This window comes from Acidianus brierleyi (assembly GCF_003201835.2).
GTDB classification, from domain to species: domain Archaea; phylum Thermoproteota; class Thermoprotei_A; order Sulfolobales; family Sulfolobaceae; genus Aramenus; species Aramenus brierleyi.
The window spans coordinates 2372295-2388619 of record NZ_CP029289.2; the positions used below are offsets into that span (position 1 = coordinate 2372295).

Consider the following 16325-nt stretch of genomic DNA (forward strand, 5'->3'; position numbering starts at 1 on the left):
GACCTTAATAAGTATCATAAAGATAATCATATTATAATACTAATGATCTAGTATCTGTAATTATATTTCTGTTTCTACATATAATGACTAAAATATTTTCTATTTTCCATTATTTTAACGTCCTCAGGGAAAGTTAACATTTTAGAGAACGAAAAAGCATTACTATTTTCTCCAAATTTACTTCCGACCATTTCTAGCGTAATTTTCCTTACTTCTCTTTCGTCCGCTATTCCTATTAGATGTAAATATTCGTGTAATATTACAACGTAAAGATAATCATGAGATTTCTCACTGTCAATAGCTACTCTACTATAAGGTATCTCGTTGACATAAATTACGTTACTTCCTGCTTTAACAAAACCTAAAACTGAAGGATTAAAAGAAGCAAACTGAACATAAGCTTCTGCTCTTTTTCCCATTCTTTTTAAAACGTCGCCTTGAACTTCAATAAGTATAGTATTTGGAGAACTTATCGATGGCATAGTTAATTTTCTCATTACGTATTTTTAACTTTATGGGTTAAGAGGCTTTGTAAAATATTAAAAATTAAGAAAAATTTTTATATTGATTGTTGATATAAAGTTAGATTAAAACCCTTATTGAGAATTATTTGGCAAAATTTTAGAATAATTTATAATATATTTTTATATACTATTATATGGTTTAGAAAAGATTTAATAGTATTTTATTAAAAAGTGTCATAATGATATACAGGGAACATAATAATTTATTTTATAATCAAGATAATAAAGAAGATTCATTTAGCAATTTGAATAGAAAAAGTATAAAACGAATTATATTCGAGATTGCAGTACAGGAAAGATTACTGTTTACTTTAATATTTCAGTTTATTTAAATAATTTGATATAAAATGTTATAACATTGGCACACTTATGAATATCTAAATATAATGATTAAAATGAATGTTTTTCTTAGAGCAGATTATTTCAATTCTAAATGAAACCTTGAATGTCTATAAGATACTATAATTAATCTAAATATTTTTAATATTTTACTATATATAAGAAAATTCTATAGAATATTAAGCTTTTGCCTAATCTTACATTTAAGAAATCAATATTATTTTCACTTTCGCGGAACTCTCCCTCTATTTACATTTTTAATATTCGATTATATATGATATTACACGTCAAAAGAAAATATATGATATCTTTAGGTAAATGGAAAGCTTCTTCCTATATTAACTGCTTAAGAGATTTCTTCAGTTATGATAGAGTAACCATAGACTCTATGGCATTTTTAATTGCTTCAGCCAATGATGATGAACTGGACGTATTTAAGCCTGACACTAATGGTATAATGTATGCAGAAAAACTAGAGGATATAAAAGGTAACTGCGAAAAGTGGATAAAAATTTTCTCTTCATACAAAGATGATATAATAAAAAATACAAGCATGAAATTATGGAAGTTTTATTCTAACAAAAATGTAGTATTTAATGAAGATGAGAAAAGATTACTCACGGATCTAGGTATTAAGATTTAAAGGTTAAGCCTATATTAAAATTTTTACTGAAATACCTAGACACTTCCTTTTTTAGAGATTCGTCATAAACTGCAATATGTATTCTATATCTATCTGGAAGTTTAACAATATCTTCCCTCTCAAATTCTGTATTATTTTGATAAGAGCCTATAGTTCTCTCTATATATATATCACTTCTCTTAGTTTCTATTTCCGTCTTGCCGATTATTATCTTTCCTTCGTACGGAAAAATAATGTCATTGAAAAAATCTTTAGCTACTTTCTCTTGGTCTAATAACTGTATAAGCTGTTCTGCAGTCTTACCTTCTAACGTAGATCTTAAGTAGCGTCGTCTATTAATTATAGCATTATATAACGGCTCGTAGTCATTCTTCTTTACCCTTAAGATACTAATTATCTTATCGTCTGTAAAGTCAATAAATTCTTGAACGTTTGTCGGTATATTGATATCATCATTGGATATTGCATAAGCAATAAAATATGCCATTATTCTATTAAAGATCTCTATTACTACGTGATTATATACCGAACTATACATATGAAACCTTGCTAAGAAGAAGTGTTCCAAATCATCAATTGCTTTAGGCGGGAATATGTAACCATTAGCGCATATTCTCATTTCGTTAATTATTCTCTCAGGATCTATGATTCCAAATTTAGCACCAGAATAGTAAGAATCCCTTTGCAAATAATCCAGTCTATCAGCATCAAGTTCGGAATTGATTATAAGTTTAGCAATCTTAACTACTTCCGAGTTATTGCTAGGCTCTATATTATATACCTTACTCATTAGATCCGCTATATCGTTTTTATTCATTTCTTTCAAAACTCTTATCCCCATCATTTCGTGTAACTTAGCTAAACCCTTGATAAATCCTGTTAATCTTATTAATTGATCGTATTTATTTTTATTTAAATATTTAAGTATTTCAGTTGCAAATTCGAAAGTATGAGAGAACGGAAAATGTCCTATATCATGATACATTGCAAGTTCTAGAATTTTACTCTTATCATCTTGTGTAATGTTATTTAATATCTTATTTAACAACTTTGAAGCTATATATCTCGTTCCTAAGCTATGCTCAAACCTACTATGTCTCATAGATGGAAAAACTAGGTATGCCATACCGTTCTGTATTATATATCTCAATCTTTGAAAATACGGTGAATTAATATAATTCTCATCTATTTCTATTATGCCATAAATAGGATCCCTAATATATTTAACCATGATTCAATATAAAATTAGATTAGTATATATTTTTTCATATACTATGCTTTATTGATGATATTTTTGTTAGTTTGACTAGATTAAAATTATTGTCCTACTCATAAGTATACAAATAATACATCTAATTTATTTTCAAAATTTATCTCATTTACAAATACAATTTAATTTTCTTATTGCGTCTTAGCTGTGATTATCCATGATAAGGAACAATTCAATATTTTATTATCTTGAAGGGCGTAAGGAAAAGGTAAAGTATTGCAGATATTATTCCTAGTAATGCGACGCTACCCCAAAGTATTGTAGGAGTAAATAAGAAGAAGTTCATTAAGTATCCCGAGAAAGAAGATCCAGAAACTCTTCCTAAAGCCGTTACCATGCCGTAAATTCCCATAGACCTTCCCCTAGTATTGTTTTCCGAGAGAGATGACGCAATTGCTTGAGATAATGGGGAAACTATCATTTCTGCCAAAGTTATAAACACCATATCTATAGAAGCCAACACGAAATTTGATACAAAAGCTACGGCAAAATATGATGCAGAATAAATTATCATTCCTAAGGATATCATTTTTGACGTTAATTTTCTTCCTATAAATTCTTGTAAAATTACAATTAAAATACCATTTATCATAAAAAGTAAGCCCACTTGAAAAGTATTAATTTTATCAACTACGTCATAGAATGTAAGTAGAGAAAACCCTAATTGCCCCATAACCATGAAAGTAAGGAACGTAGGAATAAGGAACTTTATGAAGTTTTTATCAGCGTGAAATGATACTTCTATTTTTCCCTTAAAATCTGGAAAATGAAGAAGCAAAGGTATAGAAATCAATGATATTAAAGAAGAAATTAAGAGAATAGGTCTAAAACCTATAAAAGAAAAAATGAATCCTCCAATAACTGGACCCGCAGCCCATCCAGCGTTAATTCCTACTCTAATCCTACTGAACGCTCTAACTAGTCCGCCAAAGCCTCTGTTAAGATCTCCTACTAGGGACGTATTAGCAACATTATAAGCAGAATTAAAGAAAGTTTGTATTAAAATAAGTCCAGCTACTACTAAAGAGTAGTTAATTAAGAAAGCTAGAAATAGTGAGAAGGAGGAAAGGATGGAAGAGAGTATCATGACCCTAACTCGTCCCATAAAATCTGTAAAATATCCCCCCATAATGTATGCAAAAATGCTTACTAATCCCTGAAAAATGTAAAATATTGATATAAATGTAAAGCTAAAGTGATAAACATCGTATAGTGCAAAACCTATAAAAGGCCAAACTATTGACCCACTTAACGCTCTTGCTCCGCCTATAATTGACAGTTTGTTTATCTCTTTCATTCTTTAGTTAGGTATTTTGTTACCTATTTAATGTTAATCCCAAAAGACATCTTTTATTAGAAATATTTTTAATAGTTAATATTTTGTTAAATATAACCCTGATTTTTTTAGAATTCCTTATTTCTTTAATATATGAACTTTAATAAGAATATATCTTGATCAGATTAATATAAGAATATATTTATATATTGGAAAACTGTTTATATTAACCAGTGAACAAGAACGAAAATAGTCCTCTCAGTTGATTCGGAAGAGTTCGGCTTTCATCGTGACTAATAGTCACTTTTCGTGACTATTAATCACTTAGCCTCATCACTCCTTCTCCCTCTCCATGCCGTCTACGGGAGCGGTAGTTAAACCACTCCCTTCGAGGACATGGGGAGTTTCATTGGGTGCCTTCCTCCACCTCGCAACTGCTCATAGACTTCATAGTGGCACCCTCCAATTTAATGTTAACGGAAATATTTATAAATCTTTCCGTAACTAATAACATATGGTTCAAGTTACATTTCACTCAAAGATCTCCTCAATGGGTCATGATAAGTACGGTGACCCGAAATACGCAATATACGTTCCTAAGAGCATTCATGAGAAGATTAAGGGTTTGCTGGATAGGGAGGTGATTATAATTGTCATCCTACCAGATGATGAGGAGTAAATTAATTGGCTCTAAGGAAGCAATTGATAACTTCCAATTCGTGACTATAAATGGTAGGGTTGAGTTTGAAGACGTTGAAAGAATCTCAAGGATTGCTTATTATTACTCAAAGGCTGTAAAGGCTGGGATCAACTTAGCTTTAAAAGGAGTTTCATTAAATGATGCTGTTAAGGAGTTGTATAATATCATCCCTTACGCCTTTTACGCTGAAACGGCTTATAAGCAGGCTTTAGCATTAGTTGAGAATAAAGGGAGTAAGGTTGAGATTAAAAAGAGATGGATCGCTTGTAGGGGGAATAAAGCTGATAATGGTAATAGGGGGATTAAGTTCCACGTTTTTCAAGACCATGTGGAAGTTAGAGTTAAAGACCCATGGAGTAAGTGGGTTCACGGGAAGGCGTACTTCGGCAAGGAGTACTTACCATTACTTTCTGAGCTAGAGGAGTTATCTCGAAGGAAGGAGGAGGGTTACGGTGCTGTAGTAAGTTTCAAGCATTACCCCATGATCCACCTCCAAATCCCACTCTGGTTGTACTTAAAGCACTTCTCTTCACCAAAACCCAAAGGTTACGGTTTGATTGCTGGTTTTGATTTAAACAGTGATAGGTTGAATGTGGTTGTAATTAATAAGGATGGTAAAGTTATTGCCATTAAGACTTTTTGGTATTCAGATGTTACTAGGCCAGGTTTTCCTAAAGGGAAAGCTAGGGCTTTGCGTTTGAATGCTCTTTCACAAGCTCTCATTTTCCTATCAAGGGTTGGCGTTGATTATGTTATCTTTGAGGATTTGTTTCTAGTGAAGAGGAGGAAGTTCACTAGGAGCAAGAGCGGTAATAGGAAGGTTTCACGTTTCGCTAAGAGGCAAATGTTAATTCACGGTGTTATTAAAGCACTTAGGTTAGGTTTCAACGTTATTCTAGTTAATCCTAAGGGTACTACAAATTCTGAGAATCACGATAGGATAATGAGAGAGAAGGGATTCGACAGACACACAGCCTCTGCTTACTTAATAGCATTAAAGGGATTAGAAGTAATTAAAAATAACGAATAGTTACGTAAACGTGTTACAGACAAGATACCCATGTCTATAACTGCAGCAACACACCTTTCTGAAATGCCTGAAGCAGAATTAGTAGAAGTAGTTTATTTAAATGGAGGAATTGCAGCAGTAACTGAAAGAAACAGAATAGCTCCTATTTTAAAGAACGAGAAAGTAAAAGTAGTAGCTTGCGGAACTTCAATGGAAGCAAGAAACATAACAAAAGAAGAACTAGCACCAGGCGTTGTTTACGTTCCGGCTAGTTTAAAAGAAATAATAAAGAGAATTCAAGAAGGATACATATATTTAGTTTTATAATTTTTATTCAAAATTAGATATAAAAGTAAAATTATGATAATTTTTTGGTTTTTTGGTAATAACTTTCATACTTTTATTGAATATGTTAGTATATTACACATTCCTAATCGAGAATTTTGCACTTTAGGTCTCCAATTTATTCCTCTAGGATCCTTTGCTCTAATTAGGATAGTATAGATTCCTTTATTTACTTTCAGAGGAAACTTTACATCAATTATTTTATTCATCTCCCATTTTATTGCATGTATTGTGGATATTCCTTGAAAAACATAATTTTTCGGCAAAACGCCCGCTACTAATTTTCCTAGATCATAGTTCCTTCTTGAAATATTTGATGGATTAGGTTCATCATGAAATATTAGAATATTTTGCGGAATCATTACATTTACTTCTCCTTTAATAGAAAAAATACCGTTCGAAAAATTTGGTTTATTTATCCATTTTATCCACGCTGATACCATAATGATATCGAGAAAAAGATTCCTTTCGTTCCATGCTATTGATATGTCAGCATAATTAAAACATGGATCCAAAAGAGAATCCCTATGTCCCCAATCACTGTCCTCATCATGATATATCATGTTGTATATTAATTGTTTCCCTTGCTTTAATGCTACTACACCATCCTTAAAATAAAGTGAATCTGAATGAGAAAATCCTATAGATTCTTCAGCTCCGTAATAATTTCCAGTAGAAGTGAAATAATATATTGGTATTTTTCCTTCTTTATCGTAATGACTAAAAAGGTTTTCTTTAAGCATGTAATTTACTCTTAAGTTAGCAGTACCAGTATTGGCGTAATTAACTGGAGGAACGCCATTTTCTTTCCTCAGTTTATTAAGGTAATCGAGCAAATTTCTTGTAATCGACATTCTAAAGATATTGATGAAAGTCACTTAAGAAATTACTTTTCTTTCAATTCTTTCGTGGATGAAACATGAAATGTTCTATTTACTGATGGCAATATTGAGTACCCTACTTTCAATTCCTTTTTGGATGAAACGAACTAGCAAATGCAGGAGGGAAATACGACGAAAGACAATACTTTCAATTCCTTTTTGGATGAAACAGGGGGATATATTACTCCCCCATACCAATGATGTTTAAAGTCTTTCAATTCCTTTTTGGATGAAACGAGGCTAGGAAGGTCATGTCGTATCACCTACAAGTCGCGAATCTTTCAATTCCTTTTTGGATGAAACGTTTGTATTCTGACACCCATTTTTCCCCGTTAAACTTCTTTCAATTCCTTTTTGGATGAAACATTATAAAATTCCAGAAGATGAATAGTAGACCGTCAAAGCCTTTCAATTCCTTTTTGGATGAAACTAGGCCTTTGAGGTCTGCTTTGCTTATTTCATGATTATTTAATCTTTCAATTCCTTTTTGGATGAAACCCGTATCATTATATACGTCAGTTAGAAACTCAAATGAATTACTTTCAATTCCTTTTTGGATGAAACTCACCTCTTGGGTGGATAGAAGGAGCAATCACAGGCGCAATTTCTCTTTCAATTCCTTTTTGGATGAAACAAACTATATTTCTCCATCAGTTGTTATAATGTAATAAATACTTTCAATTCCTTTTTGGATGAAACAATAATAATCCGCGTAGATGCTTAGATCTCGGGCTAAATCACTTTCAATTCCTTTTTGGATGAAACTTGACCGATGAAGATAAAGCGAAGTTCAGGGAGAAATTAAACTTTCAATTCCTTTTTGGATGAAACATATCTTTTATATTACAATTCATAATAACAAAATCTCAATACTTTCAATTCCTTTTTGGATGAAACTTTGAGCTAATTTTATCGAATTCTCAAGTTTTGCTTGTCCCCTTTCAATTCCTTTTTGGATGAAACAGTGCAAATTTAATTTCTAGTTTGGTATTAAGCAGTTTTTTACTTTCAATTCCTTTTTGGATGAAACACTACAACATAATCAAAATCCAATTCTTCTAAATAATTCTTTCAATTCCTTTTTGGATGAAACATTTTGTAAAATAGATATTATTTTATCTTTATTTTCAATAACTTTCAATTCCTTTTTGGATGAAACCGTAGTAAAGATTAAAGGGTTCGGGCTCGGTAAAGCTCTTTCAATTCCTTTTTGGATGAAACACATACGGAATTACCCGACGTTGGTGACACGATAGTAGAAAACTTTCAATTCCTTTTTGGATGAAACATATCTTTTATATTACAATTCATAATAACAAAATCTCAATACTTTCAATTCCTTTTTGGATGAAACTTTGAGCTAATTTTATCGAATTCTCAAGTTTTGCTTGTCCCCTTTCAATTCCTTTTTGGATGAAACAGTGCAAATTTAATTTCTAGTTTGGTATTAAGCAGTTTTTTACTTTCAATTCCTTTTTGGATGAAACACTACAACATAATCAAAATCCAATTCTTCTAAATAATTCTTTCAATTCCTTTTTGGATGAAACATTTTGTAAAATAGATATTATTTTATCTTTATTTTCAATAACTTTCAATTCCTTTTTGGATGAAACCGTAGTAAAGATTAAAGGGTTCGGGCTCGGTAAAGCTCTTTCAATTCCTTTTTGGATGAAACACATACGGAATTACCCGACGTTGGTGACACGATAGTAGAAAACTTTCAATTCCTTTTTGGATGAAACATATCTTTTATATTACAATTCATAATAACAAAATCTCAATACTTTCAATTCCTTTTTGGATGAAACTTTGAGCTAATTTTATCGAATTCTCAAGTTTTGCTTGTCCCCTTTCAATTCCTTTTTGGATGAAACAGTGCAAATTTAATTTCTAGTTTGGTATTAAGCAGTTTTTTACTTTCAATTCCTTTTTGGATGAAACACTACAACATAATCAAAATCCAATTCTTCTAAATAATTCTTTCAATTCCTTTTTGGATGAAACATTTTGTAAAATAGATATTATTTTATCTTTATTTTCAATAACTTTCAATTCCTTTTTGGATGAAACCGTAGTAAAGATTAAAGGGTTCGGGCTCGGTAAAGCTCTTTCAATTCCTTTTTGGATGAAACACATACGGAATTACCCGACGTTGGTGACACGATAGTAGAAAACTTTCAATTCCTTTTTGGATGAAACTGATGGATTTATATTCTGATTTATATATTCTGAACAATAGACTTATAAACTTTTCCTTTATCTCCTTTCTTCTTCATGCGAACTAATTCGTTGTAATGATCTGACGTCGTTCTGTTCGCATGGTCCGCTCGTGAAATTGAATGAATAGACAGCCTTTTAAACGTTCAATCTACACGTCTGATTTCGTCTTGTACGCATTGTAGCTCGAACTTTTACGTTTTTAATCTTCATGTTCACCTCCTACCTAGTAATGATAGTATTACAAAATTGTGATCCTTCTTTTTTCAACATGACAGATTAATGTTTAATTCTTCTCGTTATGTTCTTATCTTTTCAAGAGTTTAAGGAGGAAAATAAGGGTGATAATGAACATTTTTTCTCTTTTGTTTCCCTTTTTCTATCATCTTTTTATGGTATTCCCTTATTTTTCATTTTTTCTCTTTTTTCTCTCATCATTCTCATGAGAATTGTATAGACTATTGTCTGTAAATTTATTGAAAATGATCATCATAAAGTAATTTTTTCTCACCAACTTTTTCTCTATTTTCATTTTTTCTTTCTGTTTTATCTTGGAAATTTACTTTCAAGAAATAAAATGATTCTTCTCCCTAAAAAAGTATATAATGATAATTATAAATTACCATGTTAGTTATTAGCTAATTATAATCTAATAATTAATAATATTCTAAATTCTAAAATAATCTAAGTACTATTAATTTTAATCTCATCTTTGGTAAAAAACATAGCAGTGACAATTATTACGAAAAGTCCTCCTACCCCCAATATGATCGAAATATTCCCTTTTGTTATAAAACCTAATATTAGCATTACAAATCCTATTGTTTCTATCACTATAAAAGGGAGTCTCATAAAAAATAGAATTATCCTTTTAAAATAAATTTATTCGTAACTATAATCTTTCAATTAAATATTTTGATCTTGAAAAACTGATAATGGAATAGGAAAAGCTCTTCACAAGTAAGATATAAAAGTGGTTTTCCTTTATTTTATTCATGGCAAAGTTAGTCTCTACATTAGGCACGTCGCCTGGCGGTATATTTGAAACATATATGAATTTAAGAGAAGGCAATTACGAAGGAGATGACGTTAAGCCCATAGATATTAAGGAAGTCTATGTTATAAGGACATCTGATAAGTCTGTTGAGTTTGCGTGGAAGCTAATTAAGGCAATATTTTCGTGTTGTAAAAGGGAAGAGGTTACAATTTCTGATATTCCTCTTACAATGCAGGATATTAATAGTTCTGAGGATTTTAAGAAATTTAGAAAAGAGATTTTCTCAAGGTTAAATGTAGGAGATTACGTTGATTTTACAGGAGGAAGAAAAGCTATGAGTGTGGCTGCAGCTTTGGCTGCTAGGGAAGTTAAAGCACACGTAATAACTACAATTATTCCTCAAAACGAATATAATAGGATCTCAGAGATTATAAGAGGGTTAAAAACTATGGAAGATCTAGTAGATAGAGCAGGGAGAGGAGACTGTGAGACAATAAAGGAATCAATATGTAAATTAGTCTCCCCCGAAGCTAAGACTATTATGCTTATTTAATTGTGTTTCAAGATATATTTTATCTATGATTATTTTTAAAATAAGAAATTTATCGGTTCTCTGTCAATCGTAATTGTTTCTCAGATTTATAATTAAAATATTTTAGATAATAGTAAAATATTCTATATAATGGCAAATTATATTAGTAAACAGAATGATGTTTTTATAGATCTTTTTTTTAAAATTCTTATTTATAATTCAAAGAAACAATGAATTCTTTGACATACTAATCATATGAGAGAAAACTTTATTGGGGGAAGTGATACACATGTATATTTCTTCTTATTGAATTTAAACATCGTAACGCTGAACCAAATTATTTTTAGTGTAAAATAATTAGCTTTTCATGTGTCATCATATCAAAACACCGTGATTTTATGCAAAAGATCTTTAAATTATCTAAAGATTTCGAAGGAATCCTTTAATGATGGACTGTATGACGTTTCTTCTACAAACTGTCAAATTTCTGCTGACCTTCTCATAAAATCAACTTATATCTTTCTAGGATGCTCCTTCCCTCAGACTCATAATATTAGAAAATTACTTTCTGGGCTAGCCGAGTTAATTCCGAAAAATTAAAAATTTTGTAAAAGAGAAAAGAAAGGATTTAAACTTAGTAGAGCTGAATAGGTTTGAGGGACAATATTCGCTAGTATAGACGCAGAAACTGCATTGGACTGTTTAGATACTGTAGAAAAATATCTTCTTCCATTAATAAAAAGCGTATGGGATGATAAATGGTGTGGGGATTAGAATATATTAAATATTTTGAAAATAATTGGTTCAAGATAGCTGAGAGAGTGAAAGAAGTAGCAGAAAATTTAGGAAAAGTTGATAAGGTAATAGTATTTGGCTCAGTCATTAAGGGTAAAGTTACTGGAAGTAGTGACTTAGATATAGAAGTATTTTATGATGAAAGACTTACTGATAAAGAGAAAATAAGGAGAACATTAGAAATACTGAATATAGTAGACGAGGAAATTGTTGATATAAATTTGCAAGTACTGACTAAAGATGATGAAGACTTCTTCTTAAATAAATTCGTTGATAAATATGTGGAAATCATTTAATCTAAATATCTATTGAGGAATGCGCTTTAGTAGACTAGCATTTCTGGGAAGTTCTTAGACTAGGATTTAACGGTAAGTCCTTATAAAAGCTATAAACTTTCTGAAAGCATTAGTGTAGATTAGTTGAATTTTCTTAGATCTTAAGTTAAAGGAGAGATACAAAATTCTAAATCTAACGTAAGATTAAAAGTAAGTTATACATTCTCTATAAGAAAATTTTAGAGATCTACAAAGGACTCAAATAGATTTCCAAGAATAGTTTAATCTCTTCCTCAAGTAAAAGATATTAAAATTAAGAGATTATATATTCATATTATGTCAAATCTATGCATCAGCGACTTGCAAAGATATTGTTCTCATCCAGATAAGCAATTAAAAGATCATCTAAGAGAAGTAGGCGAATTAGCTAAACAGAACGCTATTGAAAGCGGTAGAAAAGATATTGCAGACTTTGCGTATATTGCGGGCTCCTTACACGACATAGGTAAATATACGAAGAATTTTCAAATTCATCTTAGAGGTAAGAAGAGAGTAGAATGTTCTGATCATGCTTTAGTTTCTTCACTTATTGCTTACGATGAAGCCAGAACCTTAATTTCAAACCGCAAAGACGAGTTTAATGACGAGATTTCCCAACAAATTTATCCATTACTAACAATGATAGCCGTGATATCTCACCACGGAGAATTAAAAGGACTATGTACTCTTAAGCTCACTTTACAAAAGAAAAATGAAGAAATAGAAATAGGTGATAGTTGTCTTTTCCAACAAATAGACGAATTGAAGAGTAAATGGGACACTATTAAATCCGAGCTTACAGGAACAAATTTAACTCTAAATACACCTTCCTTAAATCTCTTAAAAGAAGCCCGAAAATCTATATTTAACGTGGAGAACTACTTGAATAATCTAGTATCAAACAAGAATTATACGTGGAAGTGGTATTATGAAGGATTATTACTCTTTTCTAGTCTCATTGACGCAGATAAACATAGTGCATCTAATACTCAATATTTACATGTATCTTCACCACTTGTAGATAAATTAATAGACTATGCAAATACATTGCCTAAGTTAGGCAGAGTATATCAAATGAGATCACAGCTATTTAGTTTTGCCTTAAATTACTCTCCTAGAGAGAGTATATTATTCCTAAACTCGCCTACTGGTAGTGGTAAAACAATCTCTGGTAGCATTATAGGATTAAAACATTCTAAGAAGAGGCTAATATATTCCTTACCCTTTATAAATATAATTGAACAAACTTATGACGTACTTTCAAAGGTTTATGGACAGGACGTTCTTAAATACCATCATCTGACATATCCATCAAATGAAAATGAGTACACTGATATGGAAAAGAAATTGATTACTGCAGAAAGTTGGGATTCTCCAATAGTAGTAACTACATTTGAGGCTTTAGTAGATACTTTATTTTCTCCTAAAAATGCTTACCTCAAGAGATTACATAACTTAGCTAACTCTTTTTTAATTCTTGATGAAATACAGTCAATGGGAATTGAAGAACTGTATATTGTGAAAGAATCATTGGAGGAAGCAGTAAAACAACTCAATACTAACGTCCTTTTCATGACTGCTACTAATCCGTTCTGGCAAGGTGTAAGACCAGTAACAGCTACTCCAAATAGATACAAAGTAAAAGTAATGCTTGATGACATTGTAACACCGGAAAAGTTTGTAGAAAATATAAATACTCAAAACGATGTTATGATTGAATTTAACACTATAGGTTCTGCTGAAATAGGTTTCAATACACTCAAACAATCATTAAACAAAAAAATATACTACCTATCGACCAGGGTAATCCCTAAACATAGGCTAAAGAGAGTTAAGGATATAGCAAAGAAAATGGGAAGCGGCGTAGTGTTAGTTACAACCCAACTTGTAGAGGCAGGAGTAGACTTAGACTTCACTGAAGCTTATAGAGATTTAGGACCAATAGATTCTATAATACAAGCAGCTGGAAGAGTCAACAGAAATTGGCTAAGAGATCAAGGATTATTAACTGTAATGCGTGTAAAGAGAGAGGGTGGATTAACAGACTTCGCAAAGATTTACGGTAAATTAACTGAAGAGATAACAGAAGAAACTTTACGAAATTTTGGTAAAAAAGAATTTAATGAAAATGATGTAGACTCACTGTTAAATTCTTATTACAGTGTATTAAGGCAGAGGTTTAAACCAGAAAACTCTAAGAAGAGAAACGTAATCTTAACTAATGTAACTCGATTGGAGTTCGACAAAGTAAAATTAAAGTTAATACAAGAAGAACCTAAATATATTGTTTTCATAAAATATGACGATGAAGCAGAAAAAGTATACGAAGAACTTAAAGCCGCTTTAAAATCACAGGGATTTGACAAAAGAGCTAAAGTAAAGAAGGCTATGGCTAAAGCTGAAAATTATATAGTAAAAGTATGGGAACAACCATCAACATTACCTATTGACGAAAACTTAGAATGGTACATTGTGGAAAGAGATCAAGTAGACGAGTATTATGATAATAATACAGGATTTAAAAACAATAATACAAATGCGCTAATATGGTAACTACAAAATATATTTACAATAATATGGGTTACTACAAAATATTAATAGCTGCTGCTGTATTCATACTATCACTATAGTTTCAAGTCCTCTAAGGATTTCTACAAATGGGTATAGGAATTCCTATGCTATCCTTCTTAGTAGGGTCAAGTTTCAAGTCCTCTAAGGATTTCTACAAATTTTCACTAGTCACTTTCTAGTTTGACGTTCTCTGTTGGTTTCAAGTCCTCTAAGGATTTCTACAAATAATATTACAAAAGTGATAAAAAATATGCAGAAAAAAGTTTCAAGTCCTCTAAGGATTTCTACAAATGAAATGAAGTAGACCACGTTATTCCATTCCACATCAAATGTTTCAAGTCCTCTAAGGATTTCTACAAATACCGCTTTGTAGCGTTATGTAGCCCGACACTTGAATTAGTTTCAAGTCCTCTAAGGATTTCTACAAATTATAATATTTTCAGAACTTTTAGAATCATACAATTTGTTTCAAGTCCTCTAAGGATTTCTACAAATAATGTTTTTTGTTGCTTTTCAAAATTATTTCTTGTGTTTCAAGTCCTCTAAGGATTTCTACAAATCCGAGAATGTGAAGATATGGAACTTTTCTTTTTAAAGTTTCAAGTCCTCTAAGGATTTCTACAAATCCCTTAGTAATGCCCTTTATCCAATTAAGACAGGAATGTTTCAAGTCCTCTAAGGATTTCTACAAATTCTTATAATTATTATGCTTTTCCTCCTTTAGACGGAGTTTCAAGTCCTCTAAGGATTTCTACAAATAAAATCCAGTAAGACGCGTCTTCTAAAACTGAGAACAGGTTTCAAGTCCTCTAAGGATTTCTACAAATGAAACACGGTGAGTAAAAGAAACTATTTGAATGTTCGTTTCAAGTCCTCTAAGGATTTCTACAAATCCGCCTTACTGGTTTTTGGAGTATTACACTGAAGTGTAGTTTCAAGTCCTCTAAGGATTTCTACAAATTGTGTGTAGGCATAAACTGTTATCCAAAAAAGGAAAGTTTCAAGTCCTCTAAGGATTTCTACAAATATGCGGGATATCGTACAATACCAGGCAGGGTTGAGTTTCAAGTCCTCTAAGGATTTCTACAAATGGAGTCATAGAGAGCGACCAGAGCGAGACAATAAGATGTTTCAAGTCCTCTAAGGATTTCTACAAATACGATTACGTGCCTCGTCCAGGTAGGCGTTAACGCGTGTTTCAAGTCCTCTAAGGATTTCTACAAATATAATACTAGTATTTTTTTCTAATTAGTTTGGTATAGAGTTTCAAGTCCTCTAAGGATTTCTACAAATCAACACCATAAACTTTCCTAGCCAATTTTTGAGCATGTTTCAAGTCCTCTAAGGATTTCTACAAATATTAATGGAAAAAGCAAAACAAGAAGGAGAAGTTTATGGTTTCAAGTCCTCTAAGGATTTCTACAAATCCTATTATTTCCAGTTTGGTACATGAGCTATATTTTCGGTTTCAAGTCCTCTAAGGATTTCTACAAATTTAAGACCGCGTTTTCCAAATGCAAGAAGTACTTGGAGTTTCAAGTCCTCTAAGGATTTCTACAAATAAATGCAGTCTTCATTTTCTATCACGTCGATACCTGGTTTCAAGTCCTCTAAGGATTTCTACAAATACAGATTTGTTAATACTGTTTCCATCAACGCGGTAGGTTTCAAGTCCTCTAAGGATTTCTACAAATCCATTCGCTTTCACTAAAATTGATCTTGTTTCAAGATCTTCTAGTTTCAAGTCCTCTAAGGATTTCTACAAATAGAAATGGATTAAGAGATGCATATAGCGGTGTCAGAAAGTTTCAAGTCCTCTAAGGATTTCTACAAATTTCTCATTTTTTGCACAAATTACGCAAGATGACAGATGTTTCAAGTCCTCTAAGGATTTCTACAAATGGGTCTT

The 16325-nt window shown here is 31.4% G+C and carries 13 protein-coding genes and 2 CRISPR repeat arrays; of the genes, 8 read left to right on the forward strand and 5 right to left on the reverse strand.

Annotated elements, in window-relative coordinates; genetic code table 11:
* Positions 1 to 74: 74 nt before the first annotated feature.
* Complete coding sequence (locus DFR85_RS28905; protein ID WP_246252901.1) at positions 75 to 497, reverse strand: hypothetical protein; 423 nt, start codon at positions 495 to 497, stop codon at positions 75 to 77.
* Positions 498 to 1164: 667 nt separating this feature from the next.
* Between DFR85_RS28905 and DFR85_RS28910 the strand changes: the two genes are divergently transcribed.
* Positions 1165 to 1506 (forward strand): hypothetical protein, encoded by a 342-nt coding sequence (locus DFR85_RS28910; RefSeq protein WP_110271268.1) that lies wholly within the window; start codon positions 1165 to 1167, stop codon positions 1504 to 1506.
* Here DFR85_RS28910 and DFR85_RS28915 read toward each other — a convergent pair.
* Together DFR85_RS28915 and DFR85_RS28920 are read right to left on the reverse strand one after the other, a co-directional pair.
* Entirely contained in the window at positions 1496 to 2737 is a 1242-nt protein-coding gene (locus DFR85_RS28915; RefSeq protein WP_110271269.1) for an HD domain-containing protein, read from the reverse strand. The two genes, DFR85_RS28910 and DFR85_RS28915, sit on opposite strands and share 11 nt — an antisense overlap.
* 211 nt (positions 2738 to 2948) lie before the next feature.
* On the reverse strand, positions 2949 to 4073 hold the full coding sequence (locus tag DFR85_RS28920; RefSeq protein WP_168367213.1) for an MFS transporter: 1125 nt from the start codon (positions 4071 to 4073) through the stop codon (positions 2949 to 2951).
* Between the two features lie 493 nt (positions 4074 to 4566).
* Between DFR85_RS28920 and DFR85_RS28925 the strand changes: the two genes are divergently transcribed.
* From DFR85_RS28925 to DFR85_RS28935, 3 genes are read left to right on the forward strand one after another with little or no spacing between them, the layout of a single operon-like run.
* Positions 4567 to 4731 (forward strand): hypothetical protein, encoded by a 165-nt coding sequence (locus DFR85_RS28925; protein ID WP_168367214.1) that lies wholly within the window; start codon positions 4567 to 4569, stop codon positions 4729 to 4731.
* A complete protein-coding gene (locus DFR85_RS28930; RefSeq protein WP_110271270.1) occupies positions 4721 to 5782 on the forward strand; it encodes a hypothetical protein in 1062 nt (353 codons plus the stop codon). Before DFR85_RS28925 ends, DFR85_RS28930 begins: the two co-directional genes overlap by 11 nt.
* A gap of 30 nt (positions 5783 to 5812) precedes the next feature.
* On the forward strand, positions 5813 to 6088 hold the full coding sequence (locus DFR85_RS28935) for a DsrE family protein (protein ID WP_110271271.1): 276 nt from the start codon (positions 5813 to 5815) through the stop codon (positions 6086 to 6088).
* 65 nt (positions 6089 to 6153) lie between these two features.
* On the opposite strand, the gene DFR85_RS28940 is transcribed toward DFR85_RS28935, so the two are convergent.
* Together DFR85_RS28940 and DFR85_RS28945 are read right to left on the reverse strand one after the other, a co-directional pair.
* Positions 6154 to 6960, reverse strand: coding sequence for a CAP domain-containing protein (locus DFR85_RS28940; protein WP_110271272.1), 807 nt, complete (start codon positions 6958 to 6960; stop codon positions 6154 to 6156).
* A gap of 40 nt (positions 6961 to 7000) precedes the next feature.
* A CRISPR array of direct repeats spans positions 7001 to 9189; the repeat unit is 25 nt; unit sequence CTTTCAATTCCTTTTTGGATGAAAC.
* Between the two features lie 702 nt (positions 9190 to 9891).
* Entirely contained in the window at positions 9892 to 10059 is a 168-nt protein-coding gene (locus tag DFR85_RS28945) for a hypothetical protein (protein WP_162582825.1), read from the reverse strand.
* A 143-nt stretch (positions 10060 to 10202) separates the two neighbouring features.
* Here DFR85_RS28945 and crn1 point away from each other — a divergent pair, with 143 nt between their 5' ends.
* From crn1 to cas3, 4 genes are all read left to right on the forward strand, one after another.
* On the forward strand, positions 10203 to 10757 hold the full coding sequence (gene crn1, locus DFR85_RS28950) for a CRISPR-associated ring nuclease Crn1 (protein ID WP_110271273.1): 555 nt from the start codon (positions 10203 to 10205) through the stop codon (positions 10755 to 10757).
* A gap of 369 nt (positions 10758 to 11126) precedes the next feature.
* The gene (locus tag DFR85_RS31995) at positions 11127 to 11336 is read left to right on the forward strand and encodes a HEPN domain-containing protein (RefSeq protein ID WP_246253081.1); all 210 of its coding nucleotides are present in this window, start codon (positions 11127 to 11129) and stop codon (positions 11334 to 11336) included.
* Between the two features lie 158 nt (positions 11337 to 11494).
* Entirely contained in the window at positions 11495 to 11827 is a 333-nt protein-coding gene (locus DFR85_RS28960; protein ID WP_110271274.1) for a nucleotidyltransferase domain-containing protein, read from the forward strand.
* 315 nt (positions 11828 to 12142) lie between these two features.
* On the forward strand, positions 12143 to 14398 hold the full coding sequence (cas3, locus tag DFR85_RS28965) for a CRISPR-associated helicase Cas3' (protein WP_110271275.1): 2256 nt from the start codon (positions 12143 to 12145) through the stop codon (positions 14396 to 14398).
* A gap of 76 nt (positions 14399 to 14474) precedes the next feature.
* A CRISPR array of direct repeats spans positions 14475 to 16318; the repeat unit is 30 nt; unit sequence GTTTCAAGTCCTCTAAGGATTTCTACAAAT.
* Positions 16319 to 16325 lie beyond the last annotated feature (7 nt).